Source organism: Sphingomonas suaedae (genome assembly GCF_007833215.1).
In the GTDB taxonomy this organism is placed as follows: Bacteria; Pseudomonadota; Alphaproteobacteria; order Sphingomonadales; family Sphingomonadaceae; genus Sphingomonas; species Sphingomonas suaedae.
On sequence record NZ_CP042239.1, the window covers coordinates 2,364,348 to 2,390,231 of the forward strand.

General features: G+C 67.0%; 21 protein-coding genes and 1 pseudogene. 13 read left to right on the forward strand and 9 right to left on the reverse strand.

Annotated features, from left to right (window positions below):
• Positions 1 to 78 precede the first annotated feature (78 nt).
• The gene (gene rpmB, locus FPZ54_RS11280; RefSeq protein WP_145847280.1) at positions 79 to 369 is read left to right on the forward strand and encodes a 50S ribosomal protein L28; all 291 of its coding nucleotides are present in this window, start codon (positions 79 to 81) and stop codon (positions 367 to 369) included.
• Positions 370 to 464: 95 nt separating this feature from the next.
• On the opposite strand, the gene FPZ54_RS11285 is transcribed toward rpmB, so the two are convergent.
• Entirely contained in the window at positions 465 to 1,442 is a 978-nt protein-coding gene (locus FPZ54_RS11285) for an esterase-like activity of phytase family protein (RefSeq protein ID WP_145847282.1), read from the reverse strand.
• A gap of 365 nt (positions 1,443 to 1,807) precedes the next feature.
• On the opposite strand from FPZ54_RS11285, the gene FPZ54_RS11290 reads away from it, so the two are divergent.
• The gene (locus FPZ54_RS11290; protein WP_145847284.1) at positions 1,808 to 2,203 is read left to right on the forward strand and encodes a glycine zipper 2TM domain-containing protein; all 396 of its coding nucleotides are present in this window, start codon (positions 1,808 to 1,810) and stop codon (positions 2,201 to 2,203) included.
• Between the two features lie 179 nt (positions 2,204 to 2,382).
• Entirely contained in the window at positions 2,383 to 2,919 is a 537-nt protein-coding gene (locus tag FPZ54_RS11295; protein WP_145847286.1) for an outer membrane protein, read from the forward strand.
• Positions 2,920 to 3,228: 309 nt separating this feature from the next.
• On the opposite strand, the gene phbB is transcribed toward FPZ54_RS11295, so the two are convergent.
• From phbB to FPZ54_RS11315, 5 genes are all read right to left on the reverse strand, one after another.
• Positions 3,229 to 3,951 carry an acetoacetyl-CoA reductase gene (gene phbB / locus FPZ54_RS11300; protein ID WP_145847288.1) on the reverse strand — a complete coding sequence of 241 codons (723 nt, stop codon included), beginning with the start codon at positions 3,949 to 3,951 and terminating at the stop codon, positions 3,229 to 3,231.
• A gap of 29 nt (positions 3,952 to 3,980) precedes the next feature.
• Positions 3,981 to 4,985 carry a ferrochelatase gene (gene hemH / locus FPZ54_RS11305; protein WP_145849756.1) on the reverse strand — a complete coding sequence of 335 codons (1,005 nt, stop codon included), beginning with the start codon at positions 4,983 to 4,985 and terminating at the stop codon, positions 3,981 to 3,983.
• Positions 4,985 to 6,394, reverse strand: a complete 1,410-nt coding sequence (locus FPZ54_RS20400; protein WP_338419509.1) for a xanthine dehydrogenase family protein molybdopterin-binding subunit — start codon at positions 6,392 to 6,394, stop codon at positions 4,985 to 4,987. Before FPZ54_RS20400 ends, hemH begins: the two co-directional genes overlap by 1 nt.
• The gene (locus FPZ54_RS20405) at positions 6,310 to 7,212 is read right to left on the reverse strand and encodes a molybdopterin cofactor-binding domain-containing protein (RefSeq protein ID WP_338419510.1); all 903 of its coding nucleotides are present in this window, start codon (positions 7,210 to 7,212) and stop codon (positions 6,310 to 6,312) included. The genes FPZ54_RS20400 and FPZ54_RS20405 overlap by 85 nt, the downstream gene beginning before the upstream one ends.
• Before the next feature lie 136 nt (positions 7,213 to 7,348).
• Positions 7,349 to 8,167, reverse strand: a complete 819-nt coding sequence (locus FPZ54_RS11315) for a hypothetical protein (RefSeq protein ID WP_145847290.1) — start codon at positions 8,165 to 8,167, stop codon at positions 7,349 to 7,351.
• A gap of 92 nt (positions 8,168 to 8,259) precedes the next feature.
• Between FPZ54_RS11315 and FPZ54_RS11320 the strand changes: the two genes are divergently transcribed.
• The 8 genes and pseudogenes from FPZ54_RS11320 to FPZ54_RS11355 all read left to right on the forward strand — a co-directional run bounded on the left by FPZ54_RS11320 (position 8,260) and on the right by FPZ54_RS11355 (position 17,877).
• Positions 8,260 to 8,943, forward strand: a complete 684-nt coding sequence (locus FPZ54_RS11320) for a hypothetical protein (protein ID WP_239019546.1) — start codon at positions 8,260 to 8,262, stop codon at positions 8,941 to 8,943.
• A 153-nt stretch (positions 8,944 to 9,096) separates the two neighbouring features.
• A complete protein-coding gene (lgt, locus tag FPZ54_RS11325; protein ID WP_145847294.1) occupies positions 9,097 to 9,969 on the forward strand; it encodes a prolipoprotein diacylglyceryl transferase in 873 nt (290 codons plus the stop codon).
• An 88-nt stretch (positions 9,970 to 10,057) separates the two neighbouring features.
• Positions 10,058 to 11,137: a class I SAM-dependent methyltransferase gene (locus tag FPZ54_RS11330; protein WP_145847296.1), complete on the forward strand. Its 1,080-nt coding sequence runs from the start codon at positions 10,058 to 10,060 to the stop codon at positions 11,135 to 11,137.
• Entirely contained in the window at positions 11,134 to 11,649 is a 516-nt protein-coding gene (locus FPZ54_RS11335; RefSeq protein WP_145847298.1) for a GNAT family N-acetyltransferase, read from the forward strand. The genes FPZ54_RS11330 and FPZ54_RS11335 overlap by 4 nt, the downstream gene beginning before the upstream one ends.
• Positions 11,646 to 12,417 (forward strand): annotated as a pseudogene (pgeF, locus tag FPZ54_RS11340) (peptidoglycan editing factor PgeF). Before FPZ54_RS11335 ends, pgeF begins: the two are co-directional and overlap by 4 nt.
• Before the next feature lie 58 nt (positions 12,418 to 12,475).
• Positions 12,476 to 13,795 carry a cystathionine gamma-synthase family protein gene (locus FPZ54_RS11345; protein WP_145847300.1) on the forward strand — a complete coding sequence of 440 codons (1,320 nt, stop codon included), beginning with the start codon at positions 12,476 to 12,478 and terminating at the stop codon, positions 13,793 to 13,795.
• Positions 13,796 to 14,307: 512 nt separating this feature from the next.
• Positions 14,308 to 15,180 (forward strand): thiamine-phosphate kinase, encoded by an 873-nt coding sequence (gene thiL, locus FPZ54_RS11350; RefSeq protein ID WP_145847302.1) that lies wholly within the window; start codon positions 14,308 to 14,310, stop codon positions 15,178 to 15,180.
• A gap of 606 nt (positions 15,181 to 15,786) precedes the next feature.
• Positions 15,787 to 17,877: a sodium-translocating pyrophosphatase gene (locus FPZ54_RS11355; protein ID WP_145847304.1), complete on the forward strand. Its 2,091-nt coding sequence runs from the start codon at positions 15,787 to 15,789 to the stop codon at positions 17,875 to 17,877.
• A gap of 48 nt (positions 17,878 to 17,925) precedes the next feature.
• Here FPZ54_RS11355 and FPZ54_RS11360 read toward each other — a convergent pair whose 3' ends face one another.
• A complete protein-coding gene (locus FPZ54_RS11360) occupies positions 17,926 to 18,768 on the reverse strand; it encodes an endonuclease/exonuclease/phosphatase family protein (RefSeq protein WP_145847306.1) in 843 nt (280 codons plus the stop codon).
• Between the two features lie 67 nt (positions 18,769 to 18,835).
• Between FPZ54_RS11360 and FPZ54_RS11365 the strand changes: the two genes are divergently transcribed.
• Positions 18,836 to 19,846, forward strand: coding sequence for a LacI family DNA-binding transcriptional regulator (locus FPZ54_RS11365; RefSeq protein ID WP_145847307.1), 1,011 nt, complete (start codon positions 18,836 to 18,838; stop codon positions 19,844 to 19,846).
• A gap of 126 nt (positions 19,847 to 19,972) precedes the next feature.
• Here FPZ54_RS11365 and FPZ54_RS11370 read toward each other — a convergent pair whose 3' ends face one another.
• Positions 19,973 to 20,812: an aspartyl/asparaginyl beta-hydroxylase domain-containing protein gene (locus FPZ54_RS11370; protein WP_239019548.1), complete on the reverse strand. Its 840-nt coding sequence runs from the start codon at positions 20,810 to 20,812 to the stop codon at positions 19,973 to 19,975.
• 177 nt (positions 20,813 to 20,989) lie between these two features.
• On the opposite strand from FPZ54_RS11370, the gene FPZ54_RS11375 reads away from it, so the two are divergent.
• The gene (locus FPZ54_RS11375; RefSeq protein ID WP_145847312.1) at positions 20,990 to 23,872 is read left to right on the forward strand and encodes a M16 family metallopeptidase; all 2,883 of its coding nucleotides are present in this window, start codon (positions 20,990 to 20,992) and stop codon (positions 23,870 to 23,872) included.
• 187 nt (positions 23,873 to 24,059) lie between these two features.
• Here the strand turns inward: FPZ54_RS11375 and FPZ54_RS11380 are convergent, their stop codons facing one another.
• Positions 24,060 to 25,883: an AMP-dependent synthetase/ligase gene (locus tag FPZ54_RS11380; protein WP_145847314.1), complete on the reverse strand. Its 1,824-nt coding sequence runs from the start codon at positions 25,881 to 25,883 to the stop codon at positions 24,060 to 24,062.
• Position 25,884 lies beyond the last annotated feature (1 nt).

A 25,884-nucleotide genomic window follows, 5' to 3' on the forward strand; every position in this document is an offset into this window, starting at 1 on the left:
TGACTGCAGCCACCTGTCCCGTTATCGGGCCGCTCTTTCCCGGCATTGCCGGACAGGCCAGAAACCTAGGATCGAACCATGTCGCGCATCTGCGAGCTGACCGGCAAGGGCCGGCAGGTGGGACACAATGTTTCCCACGCCAATAACAAGACCAAGCGTACCTTTCTGCCCAACCTGCAGAATGTGACGCTGATGTCGGAAGCGCTTGAGCGCTCGATCCGCCTGCGCGTGTCGACGCACGGCCTGCGCTCGGTCGAGCATAATGGCGGCCTCGACAACTGGCTGCTGAAGACCGGCGACGAAAAGCTGTCGCTGCGCGCCCGCCGCCTGAAGCGCGAAATCGCCAAGAAGGCGACCGCCGCAGCCTGAACCCCTTGGGGTTTCTGATTTCGACCGGCCCGCTCCCCGATGGGACGCGGGCCGTTCGTCGTTTGATAAGGTTTCCGGCACCGGGCCGCGACCAGTCAGATATCCAATCTGAACTTCAGCAGCAAAGAGCGCTGCACCGCCCATTGATTGTCGTCGGACGCGATCCAGAGGATGGTGTCGCCGCCTTCCCGCGTCACCGCCAGCGCCTCGAAATTGTCATGGACCACGGGCGCGGCGAATCGGGCGATCTCCTGACCCTCGACGATCGCACCCCGGCGAATCGCCCTGGGGTCGACGATGGTCAGGATCGCGGTAAACCCCGCGCGCAGCGACACGTCGCGATTCAGCACGATCAGCCTGCCGTCGGGCAGTTCGGCCATGTCGGTCGGCTTGTAGGGGCGCGGCGGCCGATAGGTGAAGCGGACTCCGCGCTGCGCACCGCCGATCGACGGGTCCCGTGCCAGCCACAGCGCCTGCACCGTGTAATGGTCCTTGCCCATCTTGTCCTCGGCAAACAGCAGGAAGCTGCCATTGCGCAGCCGGACCATCGCCTCGGCCCCGCCATGGGCGGGCCAGTCCGCCATTGCGCCCGGCGCGGCGTGCGCTTCGGCCCGCGTAAAGCCCGGCGAATAGCGCCAGATTTCGTTGGCGCGCTCGAACCCCACCCAGATCTGGCCGGTATGGGGGTCGCGGGTCAGCGATTCGCTGTCGCGATCCACCTTTTCCCAACCCCTGCCCGGGCCGTCGGGCAATGCGGCGACTCGGGGCGCGCTCAACCGGAATGCGCGGTCGAGCCGAAACGAGACGAGATTGCCGCCGTCGCTCAGCAGGGTGAACCGATCGCCATCGACCAGCATCGCCGAAAATCCGCCAAAGGCAGGGGACGGCCCGCGCAGCTCGACCCCGCCCAGAAAGGTCAGCCCACCCAATCGCACGCGATCGGGATCGCGCCAGTCCAGCGCGACCGGCTCCGCCGTCATCTCGACGGTATCGGGCAACAGGGGCAGCCGAACCGCTCCCGACCAGTCCGGAACGAAGATGAGGCACAACAGCACGGACAACAGGATACGCATTGCGCCCCCTCATACCGGCCCCATTCGCGCCGCATAGCTGAACCTGCGATAACAGCGCCGTTCAGCCAGCGTTCGCCCCCGTTCATCTAGACGACAGGCAACGGGCCGCGCGGCATATGCCGTCGGCCCGCCCGACATGTCGGTGCGCGTCGCACGTTCCGCCCCAAATCCCGCGTTGCGTATCGGGACCGGGCGCACCCCCCCTCGAACGTCGCGACGCGTGCCGGCACCCCCCTTCTTCTTCGCATCATTCGCTGAACGGTGGATAACGGCGGCATTCAGCAACGACTCAAGCCGAACATGCGAAACCCTTGTTCAACGAAGTCGGCAGGACCGGCATCGACCAAGGAACAAGGAGACACGACATGTTCAAGAAGCTTTCCCTGATCGGCGCCGCGCTGGCGATGACCGGCACCGCCCTGATCCCCGCCACCGAGGCTGCGGCGCAGAGCCGTTATGAATATCGCGACGGGCGCAGCTACGACCGTGGCTATGATCGCAGCTACCGCCAGGACCGCCGCTATCGTGACGCGCGCCGCTATCGCGGGCAGGATCGCCGCTATGTCGGCCGGACCGATCAGCGCTGCGATTCGAGCGCTGGCACCATCGTCGGGGCGATTGCGGGCGGCCTGCTAGGCAACAGCGTCGCCGGGCGTGGCGACCGCGCCATCGGGACGATCCTGGGTGGTGCAGTCGGCGCCTTTGCCGGTCGCGAGATCGACCGTTCGGGCCAGCCGCGCTATTGCGATCGCCGCCGCTGATCCATTGATCATGTGACCGCGAAGGGCCGGTTCCTCCAAGGGGATCGGCCCTTTCGCATGTCGCGATCACGCCTCTCACGCATCAGTTTCCGTCAGTGGCCCCGCGCTTGTCCACGCCGCAATACCGCCTCACCGCGGCATCGTGCCGCGCCTGTAACGGTATCAAGGATGTGTTCGACATGAAGAAATTCGCTCTGGCGCTCGCCGCCGCCCTCACCGCCGCCGCCACCCCCGCCTTGGCGCAGGAACCCGCCGATTTCAGCGGTGCGAAGGCCAGCATCATCACCGGCTATGACGTGGTCGATCTCAACACCCCGGGCGTGCGCAATCCCGACGGCCTGATCTACGGCATCGGTCTTGGCTATGACATTCAGAAGGGCAGCGCCGTGTTCGGGATCGAGGGCGAGGTGGCCGATTCGACCGCCAAGCTCAAGGCCGGCGGCGCTACGATCGCCGAAACCGGCCGCGACCTCTATATTGGCGGTCGCGTCGGCTTCGTCACCGGCAAGACGCTGATTTACGGCAAGGTCGGCTATACCAATGCGCGGATCAAGTCGGTCGCGGGCAACAGCAATGGCGACGGCATCCGCGTCGGCGCGGGCGTCGAGCAGAAGCTGACCGACACGGTCTTCGCCAAGGTCGAATATCGCTATTCCAACTATGAAGCCGATGTGGAGCGCCAGCAGATCGTCGCGGGTGTTGGCCTGCGGTTCTGAATTACCAGGGCCGACTCGCTGAGGGGTCGGCCCGCAAATTCCTCCCCGGCACGGGGAGGGGGACCGCCGCCAAAGGCGGTGGTGGAGGGGGAGCGAGGCAACCTTCTCCGGTGCAGAGGACCCTTCGTTCGCCACAGTCGCGGTTCTGCCTGGGTCAGCACGGGCAAAGCCCGCGCTTGGCGTCGGACGGGCTCCGCTGCGCGGCCCCGCCGTCCGTGCCGGGTCGCGCGCCGTTGGCGCGCCGACGCCGTCCCCCGGCTTACGCCGGGGCGACGCGCCTCGACCCGCTTGCCCCGGCGCAAGCCGGGGTCAGTACATATGCTGCCCGCCATTGATCGACAGCGTAGATCCGGTGACGAAGCCACCATCCTCCGAGCACAGGAATGCCACGCCGCGCGCGATCTCGTTCGCCTGACCCAGTCGGCCGACCGGAATCTTGGCGACGATCTTCTCCAGCACTTCCGCCGGAACCGCGGCGACCATGTCGGTGTCGATATAGCCCGGCGCGATCGCGTTGACCGTCACGCCTGCGCGCGCGCCTTCCTGCGCCAGTGCCTTGGTGAAGCCATGGATGCCGCTCTTCGCCGCAGCATAGTTGACCTGGCCGTACTGCCCGGCCTGTCCATTGATCGAGCCGATATTGACGATGCGCCCCCATTTGCGCTCGCGCATCCCCGGGAACACGCCCTTGGCCATGTTGAAGCACCCGCCGAGATTGGTGTCCATGACCTCCTTCCACATCTGGTAGGTCATTTTCAGGATCGTGCCATCGCGCGTGATACCCGCATTGTTGACCAGCACATCGACCGGCCCCAGCTCGGCCTCGACCTGCGCGATGCCCGCCTGGCACGCGTCATAATCAGCGACGTCCCATTTGAACGCCTTGATCCCGGTCCGCTCGGTGAATTCGGCCGCGCGCTGGTCGTTGCCCGCATAATTGGCGGCGACGGTCATGCCCATGTCGCGCAGCGCAACGCTGATCGCCTCGCCGATGCCGCGCGTGCCGCCCGTAACGATCGCTACCCGTGCCATAATCTCTCCTAAGCCGATTTGGGCAAAGGCTAGGGAAGGTCGGTCCAGCCTGCAAGTTCCGTTGCAAGAATGCTGCGCAACATGTCGATGCCGGGCGCGCTGTCGTTCAGGCAGGGCAGATAGGCGAAGCGCTCGCCCCCCGCCGCCTCGAAACTCTCGCGCCCGCGGATCGCCAGCTCCTCCAGCGTCTCGAGGCAGTCGGCGGAAAAGCCCGGCGCAACGATCGCGATTCTTTTGATGCCCTTGCCCGGCAGTCCCTCCAGCACCGTATCGGTCGCCGGCTCCAGCCACTTCGCCCGCCCGAAGCGCGACTGGAAGGTCACCGTCAGCTCCCTTCCAAGCGCCTCGCCAAGCAGTCGCGCGGTCTTGCGGCAATGGCAGTGATAGGGATCGCCCAGCTCCAGCGTCCTTTGCGGCATTCCGTGAAAGCTCGCCAGCACCGCCTCCGGTTCGAACTCGAGCGCGGCCAGCTGCGCCTTCACGGACTCCGCCAGCGCGGCGATATAGCGCGGATCGTCATGATAGGGCGGCAATGTCCGCAGCGCCGGCTGCCAGCGCATCGCCGCCAGCGTCTCGAACGCCTTGTCCACCACCGTGGCGGTCGTCGCCGCGCAATATTGCGGATAGAGCGGCGCGACCAGGATGCGTTCGCACCCGCCCTCCTTCATCGCCTTCAGCCGGTCCGGGATCGACGGATTGCCATAGCGCATCGCCCAGTCGACGCGCACATCCGGCCACCCCGCCTGCACCGCTTCCGCCTGCCGTTTCGTGATCGCGGCGAGCGGCGATCCGTCATCGGTCCAGACCTGTCGATAGGCATGTGCCGACTTGGCGGGCCGGGTGCGCAGGATGATCCCGCGCAGGATCGGCTGCCACAGCAAGGCCGGGATCTCGACCACGCGGCGATCCGACAGAAACTCGCCCAGATAGCGCCGCACCGCCCCCGCATCAGGCGCATCGGGCGTGCCGAGATTGACGAGCAGCACGCCCACCCGGCGCGGCGGGATCGCCGGATGCCTCTCAGGCAACACCATCATTCACCCCCCGGAATCAGCGGCAGCTGCCGCAACCGCACGCCGGTCGCGGCATGGATCGCATTGGCGATGGCGGGCGCGACCGGCGGCACCGCCAGCTCGCTGACCCCGCCCGCATCGGCCTCGCTCGCGATCAGCTCGATCATGATCTCGGGCGTATCGGCCAGGCGCGGCAGATCGAGATCGGCAAAGCTGCGCGCTTCGGCCATGTTACCGGTAAAGCCGGTGGTGACGCCCAGCGCCCCCGCCATGCCGAAGATCAGCCCGCCCTCGATCTGCTGCTGCACCACGTCGGGGTTCACCACCCGCCCGCAATCGACCGCCGCGACCAGCCGGTCGACCTTGATCTTCTGGTCGCCGCCGATCGACGCTTCGGCCATCACCGCGATATAGGAACCGCGAAAGGCATGGCACGCCAGCCCCTGCCCGCTGCCCGCCAGCCCGCCCTGCCACCCGCCGAGCGAGGCGACGGTGGACAGGCAGCGCGCCAGCCGCGGCACCCCGCCCAGCATCGCGATGCGAAAACTGTGCGCCTCGATCTCGGCGACATGCGCCAGCTCGTCGATGAAGCTCTCGGTGAAGAAGCTGGTATAGCTGTGTGCCCCCGACCGCCAATAGCCCGTGGGCAGGCCGATATCGGCGGGATGGTGATCCACCGCATAATTGGGAATGCGATAGGGCGGCCGCGCGCCATCCACCGCCGCCGGATCGCCCGTGCCGCCGACCGCCAGCCCCGCGCCGACCGCGCTGTCCCCGCCCATCAGCCGCCGCGCCAGTTCATGCCCGCTCGACGGCGCCGCGATCTTCGCCAGCCAGCCCGCTACCGTGCCATTGGCACCCAGCCGCGCGGTCATCCGTGCGGCGGCGGGCGGGCGATAGCGGTCGTGCAGGCACGTCTCGCCCCGCGACCAGGTCAGCTGCACCGGCTTGCGCAATTCGCGCGCGACCAGCGCCGCCTGCTCGGCGACCTGATGCTCCAGATTCTGTCCGAACGATCCCCCGGCAAACACCGGATGGATAACGATACTGCCCGGATCCATGCCCAGTGCGCGCGCCACGGCGCCGCGCGCCAGCCCCGGCGCCTGGGTCGGCATCCAGATGCGGATGCGTCCGTCATCCCAGGCCGCAGTCGCGGTGATCGGCTCGATCGCCGCGTGCAGCGCCACGCCGACGCGATACTCCGCCGTCACCACGCGCGCGCCTTTGAACACCGGCGACAGCTCGCCCTCTGTGGCGATCCGCGTGCCCTCGCTATCGAGCGCGGCGTCGAGCGCCGCCTGGATCGACGCGCTGTCCACCCTGGTCGCGACCTCGAACTTCGGCTTCATCGCGTCCAGCGCGCGCTGCGCCGCCCAGCTGTTATTGGCGACCGCCGCGACCCAGCGCTCATTCTTGACGATGTGCAGCATCCCCGGGGAACGGTCTGCGCCGCCGCTTCGTCAAGCGCCGCGAGCTTTACCGTTCCGACCGGCCCCTGGCGGATCGCAGCGAACACCATGTCGGGCAAACGGATATCGGCGGCAAAGCTGGCGCTGCCATTGACCTTGCCCGGTGCATCGAGCCGCGGCGCGGGCTCGCCCAGCAGGCGCTCGCCGTCGCCCTCGCGCAACGGCAGATCGGGCGGGACGTCATAGTCCGCCGCCTCCGCCGCCAGTTCGCCGAACCCCAGCCGCTGCTTGCCGTTGACCACGAAGCCGTCGGCGGTGCCGCACGCACGCCAGTCGACGCCCCAGCGCGCCGCCGCCGCCTGGCACAGCATCGCCCGCGCCGCCGCGCCAGCCTCGCGCAACGGCGCCTCGAAATTGCGCATCGAGGTGGAGGCCCCGGTCAGCATCAGCGCGTTGCGCACGGCGTGAGTCTCACGCAGCCGTTCAGGCAACACCCCGGGGAACAACTCCCCCGCTGCCAGCGCATTGGCATAAAGCGGGCTGAGCGGCGCGGCCTCGATCCCGACCCGGCGCCAGTCCGCGCCCAGTTCATCGGCCACCACCTGCGGCAGCGTCGTGAACACGCCCTGCCCATATTCGCATTGCGGCACGGCGATGGTCACCTGCCCGTCTGGCGCGATCTTCAGATAGGCGCCGAACCCGGTCTCGCCCTCGGCCAGCGGCAGATTGGGCAGATAGGTGCGCGGCCAGACGGCCCAGGCCACCACCAGCCCGATCCCCGCCCCGCCGCCGATCAGCAGCGTCCGCCGGTCGATCCCTCTCAAACCCTTGCGCTCCATCGCGACGGCTCTAGCGGCGCCGCGCGGAGCACGCCACACTCAATGCTCGCCGCCGATCGGCATGGCGCTACCGACAGAACCGGGAAGCGCCGCTACCTTACGCCAAATGCCGCAATTCATCGCGGGCGCCTTCCGCTCATCCGGCATAATCGGTCGCACGCCGAAAGGCCCGTACCATGGCGAGGCGAAACGCCTGGCGCGCTTCATGATCGTCGGCGGAAGCCGAACCGACCATGTCTTCGCATCCCCCCAGGGCCACCGCGTCCGCGTCCTCCGCGCAGCGCGCCAGCCAGCCTGCCGACTCCGCGACCGCGCGTCGATATAGCGCCTTTGCCTGGTTGCACTGCGCTGCCATGTCGTCGCTGCATCCCATCGCGAACGCGAGATAGGCGATATAGTCCGGGTGCCAGACATCATCGGCAACCTCCATCGCATCCGCATCGGGAACATGATTGCCCAGCAGTTCGCAGCCACCGCCATCGATGAACGGCTCGCCGTTCGGAAAGCACGACCGCGCAAGATAGCTGAAGGCCTGTCCGGGCTGCGGCTTCACCGAAAGCCCCTTCTGATAGATGATCCCCAGATATTTGCAGGCATAGGGGGCGATGCCGACATCATCGGACTGGCAGACCCGCACCATCCTGGCCTTCGACCTGCCATAGTCGCGCAGTGTCGCATTCAGGAAATAGATCTTGCCCGCTTCGTAGCAGCCGCCCATCTGAAAGCCCGCCGCGCAGGAAGCTTCATACGCGGCAAGCGCCGCAACCGCGTCGCCGCGTTTCTCCGCCTGGACCGCGGCGCGCCAGCAGCTGTCGACATTCGCGTCGCGCGTGCAGTCTGAAGGGGCCTGGATGGCCGTGGCTCCTGCGCCACCGCGCGCCGACCCGGCGATCGCCGGATTCGGCCCTGCTGACGCGGCGATCACCATGACCAACACTGCCCATATCATCCGCATATCTTTCTCCCCGGCTTCGCAGGACATGTTCCGCAGACGCGCCCATGGCGGTTGAACGGCACGACCGCGCCCCTATACAAACGGCGATGTCGATGTTCAGATGCATTGCCGGACTCTGTACGGCGGCGGCGCTCCTGATCCAGCCCGCGCGCGCACAGGATAGCGCGGAAGCTGCCCCGGCGATCGCCGTCGATCCGGTCGTGGGTGACTATTCCTCGGTGCAGATGGAACTGGCGGCAGGACTCCGTCTCAATCGGGACGGCACCTTCGACTATGGCCTGACCGTCGGGTCGCTGGATGAACGGGCGCGGGGCCGCTGGGCGCGGGTGGGTGACCGGATCGAACTTGTCAGCGATCCCCGGCCGGTGGCGCCGACCATTACTGCCAGCCGGATCGAACAAGGTCTCGACAACGCCTTTGCGATCCGCCTTGTCGCGCCCAATGGGCGCGACATTCCCGGCATCGACCTGCGCATCGATTTCGATACCGGGCAACCGCTGGAGTCCTATGTGGCCGGGGGGCCTTGGACGCTACCCGCGGATGAGACCCGGCGCCCGCGCTTCGTGACATTCAGCAAGAAAAGCTATCGGATCGATTCCGGGCCGTTGCCGCTGCGCGCCGATGCCGGAACGGTCGCGATCTTTCTGCTGACGCCCAACGATTTCGGCGTTGTCGACCTGACCGGCGCGTATCTTGAGCGCGACGGCGACCACCTTGTGCTGACGCGCCCGGAAGGAAAGATCCTCTTCGCGCGCGCCGATCCCGCATCCGATTGATCCAGTCCATTTGGCGCACGCAATGGCCGCCAGGAAGCGCGCCGCGCTTCCACAGGTTCGTCTGCAGGAAAGCTGCGCGCGATCCGATCCATTGTCTTGGCGTTGCCGTCATATCCGGATAGGACAGCCCCGAACCCCCGGGGAGGCCCAACCGTGATCCTGACCGCCGCCGCGCAAGCCGCATCCTATATCCACTTCAAGGACCTCGGGCTCGATCCGGTCGCGCTCGACCTCGGCTTCTTCCAGCTCAAATGGTATTCGCTCGCCTATATCGGCGGCATCCTCATCGGCTGGTGGTATCTGCTCAAGCTGCTCGACCAGCCGGGCGCGCCGATGGCGCGGCGCCATGCCGACGACATGGTGTTCTACGCGACGCTCGGCATCATCCTGGGCGGGCGGCTCGGCTATGCGATCTTCTACCAGCCGCAACTGTTCCTCGAACCGCTCAAACTTCTGCAATTGTGGGAAGGCGGCATGTCCTTCCATGGCGGCATGATCGGCGTCATGCTCGCGATCCTGTGGCTGTGCCGCCGCAACGGCCTGTCCTGGCTGCGCGTCCATGATTATGTCGCCTGCGCCGTCCCCTTCGGCCTGTTCTTCGGCCGCCTCGCCAATTTCGTGAATGGCGAGCTGTGGGGCCGCCCGACCGACGTTCCCTGGGGCATCGTGTTCGAGCGCACCGGCGTCGCCCTCCCGCGCCATCCCAGCCAGCTTTACGAGGCGGGGCTTGAGGGGCTGCTGCTGTTCGCCGTGCTCGCCTTCATGTTCTGGAAGACCGACGCCCGCTACCAGCCGGGCAAGCTCGTCGGCACCTTCATTCTCGGCTATGGCCTGTCGCGCTATTTCGTCGAATTCTTCCGCGAGCATGATGTCCAGTTCGACGGCACGATCTTCGCGACGCCGGGGCTGCATATGGGCCAGTTGCTGACCGTGCCGATGATCCTCGGCGGTCTCTACCTCATCGCCACCGCCAAGAAGCGCCGCGAGCGCGTCGAGCCGATCGCGGGCGGCCCCAGCGTCGCCTGACGGTCGTCTGCCCTGAGCCTGTCGAAGCGCGCTCTCGCCGGGGCGCGGGGCTTCGACAAGCTCGGCCCGAACGGTTAGGGGGACCGCGATGACCGACGCGCCCAACTCCGAAGGTCCGCTGCCCGAACGGATCGCCCGCGCGATCACGCTTGCGGGGCCGATCCCGCTTTCCCAGTTCATGGGCGCGGCCAACACCCATTATTACGCCACCCGCGACCCGCTGGGCACGCGCGGCGACTTTACCACCGCGCCCGAGATCAGCCAGATGTTCGGCGAACTGGTCGGCCTCGCGCTCGCCGACCTGTGGGGCCGCGCCGGGCGCCCCGACGTCCATTATGTCGAGCTCGGCCCGGGTCGCGGCACGCTCGCCGCCGATGCGCTGCGCGCGATGCGCGGTGCGGGCCTCACCCCGCCGGTCCATTTCGTCGAGAACAGCCCGATGCTGCGCGCCGAGCAGGCAAAGGCGGTGCCCGGTGCCGAATGGTCGCTCGACCTGATCGGCCTGCCCGATGACAAGCCGCTGCTCGTTATCGCCAACGAATTCTTCGACGCGCTCCCGATCCGCCAGCTGGTCAAGACGCCGCGGGGGTGGCGCGAGCGGCTGGTCGCCTGTCAGGACACGCTGTTCATCCCCGTGATCGGCAACACCATCTTCGACCCGATCATCCCGCCCGACTTCCGCGACGCGCCCGATGGATCGATCCTCGAAACCTCGCCGCCCAGCGTCGCCATCCTGCGCGCGCTCGCCGCGCGGCTGCTCGAACAGGGCGGCGCGGCGATCCTGATCGACTATGGCTATGCCGGCCCGGCGATCGGCGACACGCTTCAGGCGGTGCGCGGCCACGCCTATGTCAATCCGTTCGAGGATCCGGGCGAGGCGGACCTCACCGCCCATGTCGATTTCGGCACGCTGATGGAGGCAGCCCGGGTCGAGGGGCTGGCCGCCTATGGCCCCATCCCGCAGGGCGCCTGGCTCAAGGAGCTCGGCATCGGCCCGCGCACGGATGCGCTCTCGCGCGCCGCCCCCGGCCGCGCCGCCGAAATCGCCACCGCGCGCGATCGATTGATCGGCGACGACGCGATGGGTGAGCTGTTCAAGGTCATCGCCCTCACCGCCCCCGGCTGGCCCATCCCCGCGGGGTTTGCGGGGGATGACGACGTAAAATGACGACTCTCACCCTCGACACCCCCACTCCCGCTGACGCCGCCGCGCTCGACGCGATGGCGGAGGCAAGCTGGCGCGACACCTTCGCCCATTTCTACAAGCCCGAAGACCTTGCCGCCTTTCTCGACGAGAATTTCGGCGAGGATGGCCGCCTGCGCCGCGACCTCGCCAACCCGGCGATCAGCTGGGCCGTCGCGCGCGCCGACGGCGCCATCGCCGGTTACGCCAAGATGGTCCCGCCGACCCTCGAACAGGCCGGCCCCGCCGACGCGCAGCTCGCGCAGCTCTATGTCGCGACCGACTGGCACGGCCGCGGCGTCGCGCACGCACTGATGGACTGGGCGATGACCACCGCCCGCACCCGCCGCGCGCCCGCCCTGCTGCTGACGGTGTTCGAGGAAAACCACCGCGCGATTGCCTTCTACGCCAAATATGGCTTCGTCCATGTCGGCGACTATGCCTTCCCGGTCGGCCGCCAGATCGACCGCGACCTCGTGATGCGGCTGGCGCTATGACAGAAACCCTCACCATCCTGCGCGCAACGGCGCTCGACGGCGTCGCCCACGGCTTTCTCGGCCGCACCGGCGGCGTCACCACTGGCCCCACCGCCAGCCTCGACATGGGCCGTCGCGGCCTGCCTCCGACGCTCGAGCTGCAGGAGAACCAGCGCCGCGTCATCGCCGCCATCGCGCCCGGCAGCCGCTTCGCCACGCTCCACCAGGTCCATTCCCCCAAAGCGGTGATCGTCGACACCGACTGGGACGAGGACAATCGCCCCCATGCCGACGCGCTCGTCACCGACCGCCCCGGCGTGCTGCTCGGCATCCTTACCGCCGACTGCGCGCCCGTGCTGTTCGCCGATCATCAGGCCGGAGTCGTCGCCGCAGCCCATGCCGGGTGGAAGGGCGCCCTGCACGGCGTCACCGACGCGACGATCGCGCGCATGGAGCAGCTCGGCGCCGACCGCAGCCGCATCGTCGCCGCCATCGGCCCCTGCATCGCCCGCGCCAGCTACGAGGTCGACGACGCATTCCTCGCCCGCTTCGCCGCCACCGACCCGGCGAACGAACGCTTCTTCACCCCCGGCAAAGCCCCGCCACCACCGGTTCGACCTGGAGGCCTATGTCGTCCACCGCCTCGCCGCCGCCGGGGTCCGCCGGATCGAGGCACTCGGCGCGGACACCTATGCCGACCCCGCGCGTTTCTTCAGCTATCGCCGCGCCACGCACGAAGGCGCCCCCGATTACGGGCGCCAGATTTCGGTGATCGCATTGACGGAATGACGCATCGGTGCGACGGCTGCGGTAACTAGTTTCATCTGATACCAGGAGCGGACGCCCCATGACCGATAAGCCCACCACCCCGGACGAAGCCGCCCTCACCGCCACCACCCCGCGCCGCCGCCCCAAGCCCGACATTGACACCGTCGGCGGCCGCAAGCTCAGCCCCAGCACACTGATGATGGGCCATGGCTATGACCCGATGCTCTCGGAAGGCTCATTGAAGCCCCCGATCTTCGCCACCTCCACCTTCGTCTTCCCCAATGCCGCCGCCGGCAAGCGCCATTTCGAGGGCGTCACCGGCAAGCGCCCCGGCGGCGCGGAGGGCCTGGTCTATTCGCGTTTCAACGGCCCCAACCAGGAAATCCTCGAGGATCGCCTGGGCGTGTGGGAAGAAGCCGAAGATGCGCTCGCCTTCTCCAGCGGCATGTCGGCCATCGCCACGCTGTTCCTTGCGATGGTCAAGCCCGGCGACACCATCGTCCATAGCGGCCCGCTCTACGCCGCGACCGAAACGCTGATCGCCCGCATCCTCGGCAAGTTCGGCGTTCACTGGGTCGATTTCCCCGCCGGCGCAACGCGTGAGGAAATCGAAGCAACGCTGCACAAGGCCTCGTCGGGCAATGTCGCGCTGATCTATCTCGAAAGCCCCGCCAACCCCACCAACGTGCTCGTCGATGTCGAGGCGGTCGCCGCGGCGCGCGACGCCGTGTTCGGCGACACCAGGCCGCCCATCGCCATCGACAACACCTTTCTCGGCCCGCTCTGGGCGAAGCCGCTGCAGCAGGGCGCCGACCTCGTCGTCTATTCGCTCACCAAATATGCCGGCGGCCACAGCGATCTTGTCGCCGGCGGCGTGCTCGGCAGCAAGCCGCTGATCAACACCATCCGCATGATGCGCAACACGATCGGCACGATCTGCGATCCCAACACCGCGTGGATGCTGCTGCGCAGCCTCGAGACGCTCGAACTGCGCATGAGCCGCGCGGGCGAGAATGCGGCAAAGGTCTGCGACTATCTGCGCACCCATCCCAAGGTCGAAAGCGTCGGCTATCTCGGCTTCCTCCCCGAAGGCAGCCGCCAGCGCGACATCTACGACCGCCACTGCACCGGCGCCGGTTCGACCTTCTCGCTTTACCTCAAGGGCGGCGAGAAGGAGGCCTTCGCCTTCCTCGACTCCTTGAAGATCGCCAAACTCGCGGTCAGCCTCGGCGGCACCGAAACCCTTGCCAGCGCCCCCGCCGCCATGACCCACCTTTCGGTCCCCGACGCCCGCAAGGCGGCGCTCGGCATCACCGACAATCTCGTCCGCATCTCGATCGGCGTCGAAAATGCCGACGACCTGATCGCGGACTTCGAGGAGGCGCTGAAGGCGGTGTGAAGAGGGGCGGCGGCTAGCCGCCCCATTAATCCAACCCCTCTTCTTTGCTGGAGGGCGCAGGTGATATATAGAGCGGTTCTTTAACTACGCCCCCCCGAACTCGGCGAACATTGCGCACGACAATAATTGTAACCGCACTAGGATATGCGACTGAATATCAACGATTTTTAATATAGCGCGCGAACGCCTAGCAATATCTCTAGAATGCGATATAGTTTGTGAACGATTCGGACTTCGGTTATTAGCGGAGAATGAATAATGCTGATACGCGCCCTCTCATCGCTTAATATTCGCTGGAACCCTTGCCCTGCCTGCCGAGGATCCGGGAAAGATTTTTCCGGATATACTTGTGGTAGTTGCAATGGGCGCGGCGTCGTACCCGAGCCTGATTGACGTGATCTTGGATGTGAAGCGCGCTAGGTAGATTACAGCTTATTTTATTACACCTACACGGCTCCCGTGAGCTAAAGCTTATGGCGTGGAAGGGGCTAGTGCCATTATGCTCGTCGGTAATGCCCGACGAATTTACCTTCCTCACCGACCTGCGCGCCATCACCACGCACCCTGCGGCGGCGGGCCTCGCCGACGACACGGCGCAGCTAGAAGTCGCGGCGGGTACCCTCATCCTCACAAGCGACACGATGGTCGAGTCGGTCCATTACCGCCCGCACGACCCGCCGGGATCGGTCGGCTGGCGGCTGGCGGCGGTCAATCTCTCGGACCTCGCGGCCAAGGGCGCGACGCCGCTCGCCTGCCTGCTCAACTACAGCCTGTCGGGCAATGCCGCCTGGGATCGCGCCTTTCTCGACGGCCTCAATCAAGCGCTCACCGCCTACGCCATGCCACTGATCGGCGGCGACACGGTCGCGATGCCGGCCGGAGCGCCGCGCAGCCTCACGCTCACCGCCATCGGCACCGCGCCGACCAAAGTCCCGCTGCGCTCCTGCGCACAGCCGGGTGACACGCTCTGGGTCACCGGCACGATCGGCGGCGCGGCGTTCGGCGCGGATGGACAGCCGCGCGACCTCGCCCGCTACCTCCACCCCGTCCCGCGCGTCGCCGAAGGGCAGGCGCTCGCTCCACTCGCCACCGCGATGATGGATATCTCCGACGGCCTCCTCATCGACGCCCAGCGGCTGGCGGCGGCAAGCGACATCGCGATCCACATCGACCTCGACGTCATCCCGCTCGCCCTTCCCGGCCCGGTGCTCGACGCCGCCTGTGCGGGCGATGACTACGAGCTGCTCTTCACCCTGCCCGAAGGCGTTACCCCGCCGGTCGCCGCCACCCGCATCGGTACCGCCAGCCCCGGCAATGGCCTCACGCTCACCGCGAATGGCACCCCCGTCCCCCTCCCCGCCAGGCTCGGCTACCGCCACGGCTGACTCGAAAATTCCTCCCCCAGCTTGCTGGGGGAGGGGGACCGCGCCCGAAGGGCGTGGTGGAGGGGCGGCCGCGTAGACGGCCGTGGACATCTCGGCAAAATTCCGCCGCTTGCAGCGGCGGCCCCACCGTCAGCGCTGCGCGCTGCCACCTCCCCTGCGGAGCAGGGGAGGAATTGCCCGCCAGACCCCCCTTCAAATGTTGGATTTTGTCTGATCTACCCCGATCGATGAAGCCGACCCCATCCGACTCGCCCACCCCCGCGTCGCCGACCGGACGCGTGCCGGTCGCGTATCTGGTGTCAGCCCGTCGCCCCATAGTCGCGTCGCAGTCGTCAGCCTGTCGTTTCCCTGTCGCGCCCCGGTTATCAGCCTGTCGCGCCCGCGTCGCGCCCCGGTCGCCAACCCGCCCCGTTCCAGTCGCCAACCGGGCGCGTCCCCGCCCCCCGCCCAGGACACCCCGCTTTTTCGTCAGCTTCGTCGGACAACCCGGCGACATACCAGGCCGCTTGACAGCCCCCCGCCCCTCTCTACGCTCCGCCCCGACGCACGCCGTACCGGGCACCAAGACCCGGGCGGCGCGCAGAGTTCACAGGGGAAGGATACCAGATGACGATTGTGTACATCGCCATCGCGTGCGGCCTGATTGCCGTACTCTATGGCCTGGTAACATCGCAGCAGGTGCTTCGCGCACCGGCAGGCAACCAGAAGATGCAGGATATCGCGGCCGCCATTCAGGAGGGCGCAAAAGCCTATCTCGTCCGTCAGTATACCGCCATCGCCGTGGTCGGCGTGGTCGTCGCGGCGGTGCTGTTCTTCACGCTCGGCGCGCTGTCGACCGCCGCATTCGTGCTCGGCGCGGTGCTGTCGGGTCTCGCCGGTTTTGCGGGAATGCACATTTCGGTCCGGGCAAATGTCCGCACGGCGGAGGCGGCACGCGGCTCGCTTCAGGGCGGACTCACGCTGGCCTTCCGTTCCGGCGCGATCACCGGGATGCTGGTGGCGGGCCTCGGTCTGCTCTCAATCGCGCTGATCTTCTGGTATCTGGTCGATGTCGCAGGCAACGCACCGAATGGCGATGAGATCATCAAGGCGCTGACCGCGCTTGCCTTTGGCGCGTCGCTGATCTCGATCTTCGCGCGTCTCGGCGGCGGCATCTTCACCAAGGCTGCGGACGTCGGCGCCGATCTGGTCGGCAAGGTCGAGGCTGGCATCCCGGAGGACGATCCCCGCAACCCGGCCGTGATCGCCGACAATGTCGGCGACAATGTCGGCGACTGCGCGGGCATGGCCGCCGATCTGTTTGAAACCTATGTCGTCACCATCGGCCTCACCATGGTGTCGATCGCCCTGCTCGTGGCCGGCACCAGCGAACAGCTGCTCGCGCTGATGGCGCTGCCGCTGATCGTCGGCGGTGTGTGCATCCTCACCTCGATCATCGGCACGTACATGGTCCGCCTCGGCTCGGGCCAGTCGATCATGGGGGCGCTGTACAAGGGCTTCTGGACCACCGCGATCCTCGCCATCCCGGCGATCTGGTTCGCGAGCCAATATACGCTGGGCGATCTCAACGCCCCGATCGGCGACCAGGCGTTCACCGGCATGGACCTGTTCTGGTGCATGATGATCGGTCTGGGCGTCACCGGCCTTTTGGTGTGGATCACCGAATATTATACCGGCACCCAGTACCGCCCGGTCCGCTCAATCGCCAAGGCGTCGGAGACGGGTCACGGCACCAACGTGATTCAGGGCCTCGCCATCAGCCTCGAATCGACCGCGATGCCCACGATCGTGATCGTCGTCGCGGTGATCGCCTCGTTCCAGCTCGCCGGGATCATCGGCGTGGCGTTCGCCGCCACCTCGCTGCTCGCGCTTGCCGGGATGGTGGTCGCGCTCGACGCTTATGGTCCGGTGACGGACAATGCCGGCGGCATCGCCGAAATGGCCGGGCTGCCCGATGACGTCCGCACCCGCACCGACGCACTCGATGCGGTGGGCAACACGACCAAGGCGGTGACCAAGGGCTATGCCATCGGCTCGGCCGCGCTCGCCGCGCTCGTGCTGTTCGGCGCCTATACCGAGGATCTGACGCGCTACTTCCCCGACATCGTCGTGGATTTCTCGCTCAGCAATCCCTTCGTCATCGTCGGGCTATTGCTCGGCGCGCTGCTGCCCTACCTCTTCGGCGCCTTCGGCATGACCGCCGTGGGCCGTGCGGCAGGTGCGGTGGTGGAGGATGTCCGCGCCCAGTTCCGCGACAATCCGGGGATCATGGCCGGGACCAGCCGCCCCGCTTACGGGCGCACGGTGGACATCGTGACCAAGGCGGCGATCAAGGAAATGATCGTGCCCAGCCTGCTCCCCGTGCTGTCGCCGATCGTCCTCTATTTCGTCATCCTGGCGGTCGACAGCCAGGCCAATGCCTTTGCCGCGGTCGGCGCGATGCTGCTCGGCGTGATCGTATCGGGCCTGTTCGTCGCCATCTCGATGACTTCGGGCGGCGGCGCATGGGACAATGCGAAAAAGTATATCGAGGACGGCAATCACGGCGGCAAGGGCAGCGAAGCCCATAAGGCCGCGGTGACCGGCGACACGGTCGGCGATCCCTACAAGGATACGGCGGGTCCGGCGGTCAATCCGATGATCAAGATCACCAACATCGTCGCCCTGCTGCTGCTCGCGGCACTTGCGGCGGGTTGATCCGACCGACCTTCAAGGCCCCGCCCGGCGTCCGGGCGGGGCCTTTTCTCAGGGCCAGCGATACTCGGCCACCACCGGGAAATGATCCGACGGCCACAACCCATCCTCGCCCCGGTCGATCGTCCGGACCCGCACCGGCTCCAGACCCCGCGCCATGATCCAGTCGATCCGCCGCCGCGCGACGCCGGAAAAGCCGTGCGAGGTCCCCTCGGACCCCGCCCGCTCCGCCGCCGTCAACCAGGCATCGGCCAATGTCGCGGACAATATCCGATGGGGTACGCTATCCGGTATCGTGTTGAAATCGCCGGTAAGAACCACCGGATCGCCCGACGGCCGTGCCGCGACCCAGGCGGCAATCTGTGTCGCTGCCTTCTGCCGCGCCGCCTCGCTCTCGGGACGATGCGGAAAATGAGTGTTGATGAACCAGAAGCGCTCACCCTCCGGCACCGTCTCGAACAATCCCCAGGTCGCCATGCGCGGATGAGGATGCCCCCAACTGATGCTGCCGGGCTGCGTCGGCGTATCGGATAGCCAGAAATCGCCCCGCTCGATCACCCGCAACCGATCGGAACGATAGAAAACGCCCATATGCTCGTCGCTATCTCCGCCGCGTCGGCCAACCCCGAACCAGGCGAAACCCGGCAATTTCGCCATGATCCACTCGCCCTGAATCTTCCACAATTCCTGCGTGCCGATGATGTCCGGCGCCGCGCTGCGGATCGTCTCGACAAACAGGTCGCGCCGCGCATCCCACCGGTTCGGGCCATCCGAGTCCATGGGCAGGCGGACGTTGAAGCTCATCACCCGCAGATGCGGTCGCGCCACCCCCCGCGCGACCCCCGGTCCCAACCCCGTCACTGCGATTCCTGCCAACATCTTGCGCCGATTCATGCCGAAACTCCGCTCTTGCCTCTTGCCAACGCTGTCACCTATGCCTTGACCGGGTCAGGGGAGGCAAATGGCGCGACGGCCGACGATCAAGGAAGTCTCGAAGCTCGCAGGCGTGTCGTTCAAGACCGTCTCGCGCGTGCTCAACAACGAGAAGAATGTCAGCGACGAAACCCGCCGCCGCGTCGAACAGGTCGTTGCCGAGCTCAATTTCCGGCCCAGCCTCGCTGCGCGCACGCTGGCCGGGCGCAAATCGTTCCAGGTCGCGCTGCTTTATGACAATCCCAGCCCCTATTATGTCTATCACCTGCTCGCGGGCGCGCAGGAGGGGTGTGCGGACCATGGCTATCGCCTGCTGACCCAGCCGGTGGACAGCGGCGCGCCGGGCCTGATCCAGGACGTCACCGCGCTGATCGACGAAACGCATCTGGACGGCCTCATCCTCTCGCCGCCGGTCACGGAAAACGCCGCCTTGCTCGCCGAACTGGACCAGCGGGGGCTACCCTATGTGCGGATCGAGCCAGGCCTCAACCGCGATCAGGGCCGGTCGGTGACAATCGACGATGCCGCCGCAGCTCAGGAAGCGACCGCGCATCTCATCGCGCATGGCCATCGCGCCATCGCCTTCGTCACCGGGCCGGACACGCATATCTCTTCGGTCGAGCGGCTGAAGGGCTATCGCGCCGCGCTCGCTGAAACGGGGATCGCGTTCGATCCGGATCTGGTTGTCGCCGGTGATTACAGCTTCGATTCGGGCCGCCGCGCCGCACGCGCTCTGCTCGACCGCGCCATGCCGCCCAGCGCGATCTTCGCCGGCAATGACGATATGGCCGCAGGCGCGCTCGCCGTCGCGCATGAGCGCGGCATCCCGGTGCCCGATCAGCTGTCGATCGCCGGGTTCGACGATTCCGACCTAGCCGCCGCGGTCTGGCCCCCGCTCACCACGGTGCGCCAGCCGGTTCATGAGCTCGCCCGCAGCGCCGCCGACCTGCTGCTCGACCCCCAGCGTCCGCGCGACCGGCTGACCTTCGACACCCGCCTCATCGCCCGCGCCAGCACCGGTCCCGCCCCGAAGGGCTAGGTCGTGTTCAGCTTCGCTGAATCGGCACCGGCCCGCTCCCCCACCCGGCCACCCATAGAATACACTGAGTGGGTGGCCGGGTGGGGGAGCGGGCCGGTGCCGCCTAACTGAAAACGACCCTCAAACTCACTCCTCCAGCGCGCGCATCGCCAGGTTCCAGCGCGCGACATTGGTCCGCGCCTCCTGCACGAAGGGCGAGCGGCGGATCAGCTCGATCACCGTATCGGCGAACCACCGCCCCGGCTGGCGCAGCGGACGGCGCAGCTGGATCAGCAGCACCACCCGCGTACCGCCGGTATCGTTCCACACCTCATGGTCCCAGGTGTCGTCGAACAGCAATGTCTCGCCCTCCGCCCAGCGGACGACGCGATCACCGACGCGCATCCGCACATCACCGTCGCGCGGGACGATCAGGCCGAGATGACAGGTCAACAGCCCCTTGGTCACCCCGCGATGCGGCGGGATGTGGGTGCCGGGAGCGAGAATCGAGAAGAACGCGCTGTTGAGTCCCGGGATGCGGCGCACCAACGAAGCGGTGACCGGGCAACGCGCGACATTCTCGTCAATCGCATAGCCATAGCCCCACAGAAAGAAAGACCGCCATTTGTTGATCGGCGCAATCGCGCGGTGATCGGGTGAGACGATCGCCAGCGAGGGCGCCGCATCCTCATGCGCCAGCGCGGTTGCCAGCGCCTCGTCGCGGATCGCCCGCCAATTGTCGCGCAGCATTTCGGTCCAGCCGAAATCCCGCACATCCAGCACCGGATCGTTGGGGACGAGCGAGAAGGCACCGATGATCCGGTCGAACGCGCCGCGCAACCGCTTGCCGACACGGATCGTCAGCGGCCGCTTGCCATGCGCTGGGCCTGGAGGATCGGCGACAGCCACAAGCGCGAGGTCCGGTGCAACGCGCGCGTCCCGCGCCACCTCCCGCTCCGTCGCCCGCGCCCCATATCGATACGCCACCTGACACCCCCATCCGCCCCACGGCCGCGACTCCGGCCGACGGCACGCCATCGGGGCTAGGGGCGCTATGGGTCCAAAACATGGCGGAACCTGCGCCAAAGCCGTGCGATCAGGGCATAATTCCGGCGGACGCGGATGGCTGGCGGCGGCGGACGAAGCGCGCTAAGTTCGTGCGCGATGGCATTGTTCCCGCGCGTAAGGCCGCTCGCCCTTCCCCTTCTCCTGTTCGCCGCTGCGCTGCCCGCGCTGGGGCAGAGCACGCCCCCGACGCCTGCGACCGAGGCCGCGCCGACCGTCGCGATCGACAAGACGCCCTGGCTCTACAAGGGCAGCGACATTGCGCACGATCCCGAATGGCGCTTCGGCACCCTGCCCAACGGGCTGCGCTATGCGGTGCGCAAGAACGGCGTACCGCCGGGGCAGGTCGCGGTGCGGCTGCGCATGGATGTCGGCTCGCTGATGGAACAGGAGTCGGAAAAGGGCTTTGCCCATCTCCTCGAACATCTCTCCTTCCGCGGCTCGTCCAAGATTCCGGACGGCGAATCGAAACGGGTGTGGCAGCGGCTCGGCGTCACCTTCGGGTCGGACAGCAACGCCAGCACCACGCCGCTGTCGACGACCTACAAGCTCGACCTGCCCGATGCGAAGGAGTCGAGCCTCGACCAATCGCTGTTCATCCTCGCCGACATGATGGCCGCGCCCGCGATCACCCCGGCGATGCTGGCCGCCGAACGCCCCGTCGTGCTCGCCGAACAGCGCGAGCGGCTGCGCCCCGAAGTCCGGTTCGAGGAAGCGCAGCGCCAGTTGCTGTTCGCCGGGCAGCGTTTCGCCGAGCGTCCGGTCATCGGTACCGTCGAGACTCTGAACGGCGCCACCGCCGACTCGGTCAAGGCGTTTCACCAGCGCTGGTATCGCCCCGAACGCGCGACGCTCATCATCGTCGGCGATCTCGATCCCGATCTCTTCGAGCGGCTGATCGTCAAGAATTTCGCGGGCTGGAAGGGCGAAGGCCCCAATCCCGAAACCCCCGATTTCGGCAAGCCCGACCCGACCAAGCCCAAGAGCGCGGCGATCGTCGAGCCGACCCTGCCCCCCGTCGTGTCGATGGCGGTGCTGCGTCCCTGGACCGTGTTCGAGGATACGGTGAAGTTCAATCAGGAGCGGATGGTCGATTTCGTCGCGATGCGGATCATCAATCGGCGGCTGGAACGGCGCGCCCGCGCGGGATCGAGCTATATCGGCGCCAGCGCGGACCTGTCCGATGCCGTCCGCTCCGCCAACATCACCTCGATCCAGGTCCTCCCGCTCGGCGAGGATTGGGAAACCGCCGTCAAGGACGTGCGCGCGGTGATCGCCGACGCGCTCGCCAATGCGCCGACCCAGGTCGAGATCGACCGCGAGGTGACCGAAATCGATGCGCAGATGCGCAATTCGATCGCCACCGCGCCGGTCACCGCAGGCACCCGCCGTGCGGACAATCTGGTGGAAGCGATCGACATCAATGAGGTCGTGACCAGCGAGCAGACCAGCTACGACATCCTCAAGGGCGCGATCGACAAAAAGATGTTCACGCCCGATCGCGTGCTCGCCTCCACCCGCCGGGTACTTCAGGGGACCGCGACCCGCGCGATCGTCACCACCCGCGCGCCCGACGCGAATATCCAGACCAAGCTGGCGGCGGTGCTGGAGGCGGACGTCTCGTCGCTCGCCGGAACCCGCGCCGCCACGCGCAACGTAACCTTCGATTCGCTTCCAAAACTGGGTACGCCGGGCAAGGTCGCGTCGCGCGCGATCGCGGTCGCCGATCCCCAGATCGAGCAGGTCCGCTTTTCCAACGGGGTCACGGGCCTGTTCTTCCGCAACGAGGGCGAGGTCGGCCGCGTCTATGTCAGCGTCCGCTTCGGCCGCGGGATGCAGGCGCTGCCCTCCAACCGTCAGACCCCGGCCTGGGCCGCGAACCTCGCGCTGCTCGCCAGCGGCATCGGCGACCTGGGGCAGGAAGAAATCGACCAGCTGACCGGCGACCGCCAGATTTCGATGGAATTCGGCATTGGCGACGATGCCTTCGTGCTTGGCGGCCAGACGTCGCCGGACGACCTGTCCGACCAGCTGCGTCTTCTCGCCGCCAAGCTCGCGGCGCCGGGATGGGACCCGAAGCCGGTCGCGCGGGCGCGCGCGATCGCGATTTCCGGCCATGCCGCGCAATCGGCGACCCCCGACGCGGTGATCGCGCGCGACCTGGAACGCCTGCTGCGCGACGGCGATCCGCGCTGGGGCATTCCCGATCTCAAGGACATCGAAAAGCTCAACGCCAAGGATTTCCGCGCCTTTTGGGAGCCGCTGCTCGCCACCGGCCCAATCGAGGTGCAGGTGTTCGGCGATATCGACATCGAAAAGGCGATCGAGGCGGTGCGGACCAGCTTCGGCGCGATGAAGCCGCGCCGCGCCTCACGCATCGTCTCGGCGGCGGTGCGTTTCCCCGACCATGTCGAAACGCCGGTCGTGCTGCGCCATACCGGCCAGCCCGATCAGGCCGCCGCAGTCATTGCCTGGCAGGCGGGCGGGGGCGCGGTCGATATCGGTGAGGGGCGCAAGCTCGAAATCCTCGCCGCGGTGATGCGTGACCGCATCCTCGATCGCATCCGCTCGGGCGAAGGGGTCAGCTATTCACCGACGGTCATCAGCCAGTGGCCGGTCGGCCAGCCCGGCGGCGGGCGGATCATCGGCCTCACCCTGTTGCCGCCCGACAAGACCGACCTGTTCATCAGCGTGGCGCGCGAGATCGCCGCCGACCTGATCGCCAAGCCGATCGAGTTCGACGAGTTGCGTCGCGCCATCGTGCCGACCGCGCAGATGGTGTCGCGCCGCGCGACGGGAAATCCGTTCTGGATGCAGCAGACCGAGGGCGGGACGCTCGACCCCCGCCGCCTCGCCGCCATCCCGTCGATCGGCACCGACTATGTCCAGACCACGCCGCAGGAGCTTCAGGCGCTGGCGGTCAAATATCTGGGGCCGGACAAGGACTGGACGATGGTCGTACTGCCCGAGGCGAAGAAGTAGCAATCCTCCCCGGCACGGGGAGGGGTACCGCCGCCAAAGGCGGTGGTGGAGGGAGCCCGAGGCAAGCGAGACGCTGCGGGGAGGGCCCCCTCCGTCAGCGCTGCTCCTCTGGAGCAGTTTATCCTGAGCGTCGCCGCAGGCGGCGTCGAAGGGCGCTGCCACCTCCCCGTGCCGGGGAAGATTACGCTCACTGCTTGTACAGCGCGTCCATCCGCTGGCCGTACACTTCGCGCAGGACATGGCGGCGGATTTTCAGGCTCGGCGTCAGCTGCTGGTTCTCGATCGTGAACGGCTCGTCCGCCAGGATGAACCGCCGCACCCGCTCGATCACCGACAAATCCTTGTTCACCCGCTCGACCGCCGCGCCCACCGCGGCGCGATAGTCATGGTCCTCGCGCAGCGCCGCGAGGTCGCATTTCTCCGCGTTCCGCGCGCACCATTCCTGAGTCCATTCGGGATCGGGAACGATCACCGCGGTCATATAGGGTTTGCGGTCCCCGGCGATCATCGCCTGCATGATTTCGGGCTGCAGTGTCAGCATCCCCTCAACCTTTTGCGGCGCGACATTGTCGCCCTTGTCGTTGACGATGATGTCCTTCTTGCGGTCGGTGATCTTGATCCGGCCCTTCTCGTCGATCACCCCGATATCGCCGGTATGCAGCCAAGCGCCCTTGTTCGGCTCCGCCGGATCTGGCTTGAGCACCCGGGCGGTTTCCGCCTCGTTGCGCCAATATCCGTGCATCACCAGTTCGCCGCGCACCAGAATCTCGCCATCCTCGGCGATTCGCACCTCGACGCCGGGCAACGGCGGTCCGACCGTGTCGTGCTTCAGGCCCGCCTTGGGCCGGTTGCAGCTGATGACGGGCGCCGCCTCGGTCTGGCCATAGCCCTGGAGGAAGGTGATGCCGAGGCTTTCGAAGAAGATGCCGACCTCGGGGTTCAGCGGCGCGCCGCCCGATACCATCGCCTTGATCCGCCCGCCGAACCGCTTCGCCAGCTTGGGCTTGAGCGTCCTGCTGAGGAACAGCTGCATCGGCAGGTCGAGCGGCGAGCCCTTCCCCGCCGCCTTCTTGCCGCCGATCGAAACCGCGCGGTCGAGCAGGTAATTGGCGAACTTGCCCTGTTTCTCGACCTGCTTGGTGATGCGGGTCCGCAGAACTTCGAACAGACGCGGGACAACGACCATCAGCGTGGGGCGCACCTCCTCGATATTGGAGGCGAGCTTGTCGAGCCCTTCCGAATAATAGATCTGCGCGCCCAGTCCGACCGGGAAATGCTGGCCGCCGGTATGCTCATAGGCATGGCTGAGCGGCAGGAAGGAGAGGAACACCTCATCCTCCCATCCAAAATCCTCGCTGATGATTTCGCAGCATCCCTCGACATTCATCAGGATCGCCCCGTGATGCTGCATCACCCCGCGCGGGCTGCCCCCGGTGCCGCTGGTGTAGATGATACAGGCGAGCGCATCGCGGCCGACACGGGCGGCCTCCGCAGCGGCAACCGTCACATCGGCGACATTCTCGGCGATCAGCGCGCTCCAGTTATGGAAATCGATCGCGCCCGACTGGCCGATCCGCATCTCCTCGATCCCGATCACGACATGGCCGGTGCTTCCAACCGTCCGCAGAATGGCGGGCAGCAGGGTCTTGGCCAGCTTCGCGCTCGACACGATCGTCATCGTCGCGCCCGAATTGTCGATGATATGCTGGTGATCGCGCTCGGTATTGGTGGTATAGGTGGGCACCGTCACCCCGCCCGCCGCCATGATCGCCAGGTCGCTGATACACCATTCGGGGCGGTTCTCGCTCACCAGCATCACCCGGTCGCCGGGCTTCAGCCCCAGCTTGCGCAGCCCCGCCGCTAGGTTCGCCACCTGCCGCGCCGCCTCGGCCCAACTGGTCGGGTGCCATGCCCCGCCCGATTTCGCCCACAGGAACGGGGCGTCGCCCTTTTCCCGCGCCCGGGTGAAGAACATCGAAACCAGATTGTCGAACTTTTCGAGCTTGCGCATC

Excerpts from the sequence above, each read along its gene's own strand:
- rpmB (WP_145847280.1), top strand. The coding sequence starts at position 79 with ATGTCGCGCATCTGCGAGCTGACCGGCAAGGGCCGGCAGGTGGGACAC.
- FPZ54_RS11285 (WP_145847282.1), bottom strand. The coding sequence starts at position 1,442 with ATGCGTATCCTGTTGTCCGTGCTGTTGTGCCTCATCTTCGTTCCGGAC.
- FPZ54_RS11290 (WP_145847284.1), top strand. The coding sequence starts at position 1,808 with ATGTTCAAGAAGCTTTCCCTGATCGGCGCCGCGCTGGCGATGACCGGC.
- FPZ54_RS11295 (WP_145847286.1), top strand. The coding sequence starts at position 2,383 with ATGAAGAAATTCGCTCTGGCGCTCGCCGCCGCCCTCACCGCCGCCGCC.
- phbB (WP_145847288.1), bottom strand. The coding sequence starts at position 3,951 with ATGGCACGGGTAGCGATCGTTACGGGCGGCACGCGCGGCATCGGCGAG.
- hemH (WP_145849756.1), bottom strand. The coding sequence starts at position 4,985 with ATGGTGTTGCCTGAGAGGCATCCGGCGATCCCGCCGCGCCGGGTGGGC.
- FPZ54_RS20400 (WP_338419509.1), bottom strand. The coding sequence starts at position 6,394 with ATGCTGCACATCGTCAAGAATGAGCGCTGGGTCGCGGCGGTCGCCAAT.
- FPZ54_RS20405 (WP_338419510.1), bottom strand. The coding sequence starts at position 7,212 with ATGGAGCGCAAGGGTTTGAGAGGGATCGACCGGCGGACGCTGCTGATC.
- FPZ54_RS11315 (WP_145847290.1), bottom strand. The coding sequence starts at position 8,167 with ATGCGGATGATATGGGCAGTGTTGGTCATGGTGATCGCCGCGTCAGCA.
- FPZ54_RS11320 (WP_239019546.1), top strand. The coding sequence starts at position 8,260 with ATGTTCAGATGCATTGCCGGACTCTGTACGGCGGCGGCGCTCCTGATC.
- FPZ54_RS11330 (WP_145847296.1), top strand. The coding sequence starts at position 10,058 with ATGACCGACGCGCCCAACTCCGAAGGTCCGCTGCCCGAACGGATCGCC.
- FPZ54_RS11335 (WP_145847298.1), top strand. The coding sequence starts at position 11,134 with ATGACGACTCTCACCCTCGACACCCCCACTCCCGCTGACGCCGCCGCG.
- FPZ54_RS11345 (WP_145847300.1), top strand. The coding sequence starts at position 12,476 with ATGACCGATAAGCCCACCACCCCGGACGAAGCCGCCCTCACCGCCACC.
- thiL (WP_145847302.1), top strand. The coding sequence starts at position 14,308 with ATGCCCGACGAATTTACCTTCCTCACCGACCTGCGCGCCATCACCACG.
- FPZ54_RS11355 (WP_145847304.1), top strand. The coding sequence starts at position 15,787 with ATGACGATTGTGTACATCGCCATCGCGTGCGGCCTGATTGCCGTACTC.
- FPZ54_RS11360 (WP_145847306.1), bottom strand. The coding sequence starts at position 18,768 with ATGAATCGGCGCAAGATGTTGGCAGGAATCGCAGTGACGGGGTTGGGA.
- FPZ54_RS11365 (WP_145847307.1), top strand. The coding sequence starts at position 18,836 with ATGGCGCGACGGCCGACGATCAAGGAAGTCTCGAAGCTCGCAGGCGTG.
- FPZ54_RS11375 (WP_145847312.1), top strand. The coding sequence starts at position 20,990 with ATGGCATTGTTCCCGCGCGTAAGGCCGCTCGCCCTTCCCCTTCTCCTG.
- FPZ54_RS11380 (WP_145847314.1), bottom strand. The coding sequence starts at position 25,883 with ATGCGCAAGCTCGAAAAGTTCGACAATCTGGTTTCGATGTTCTTCACC.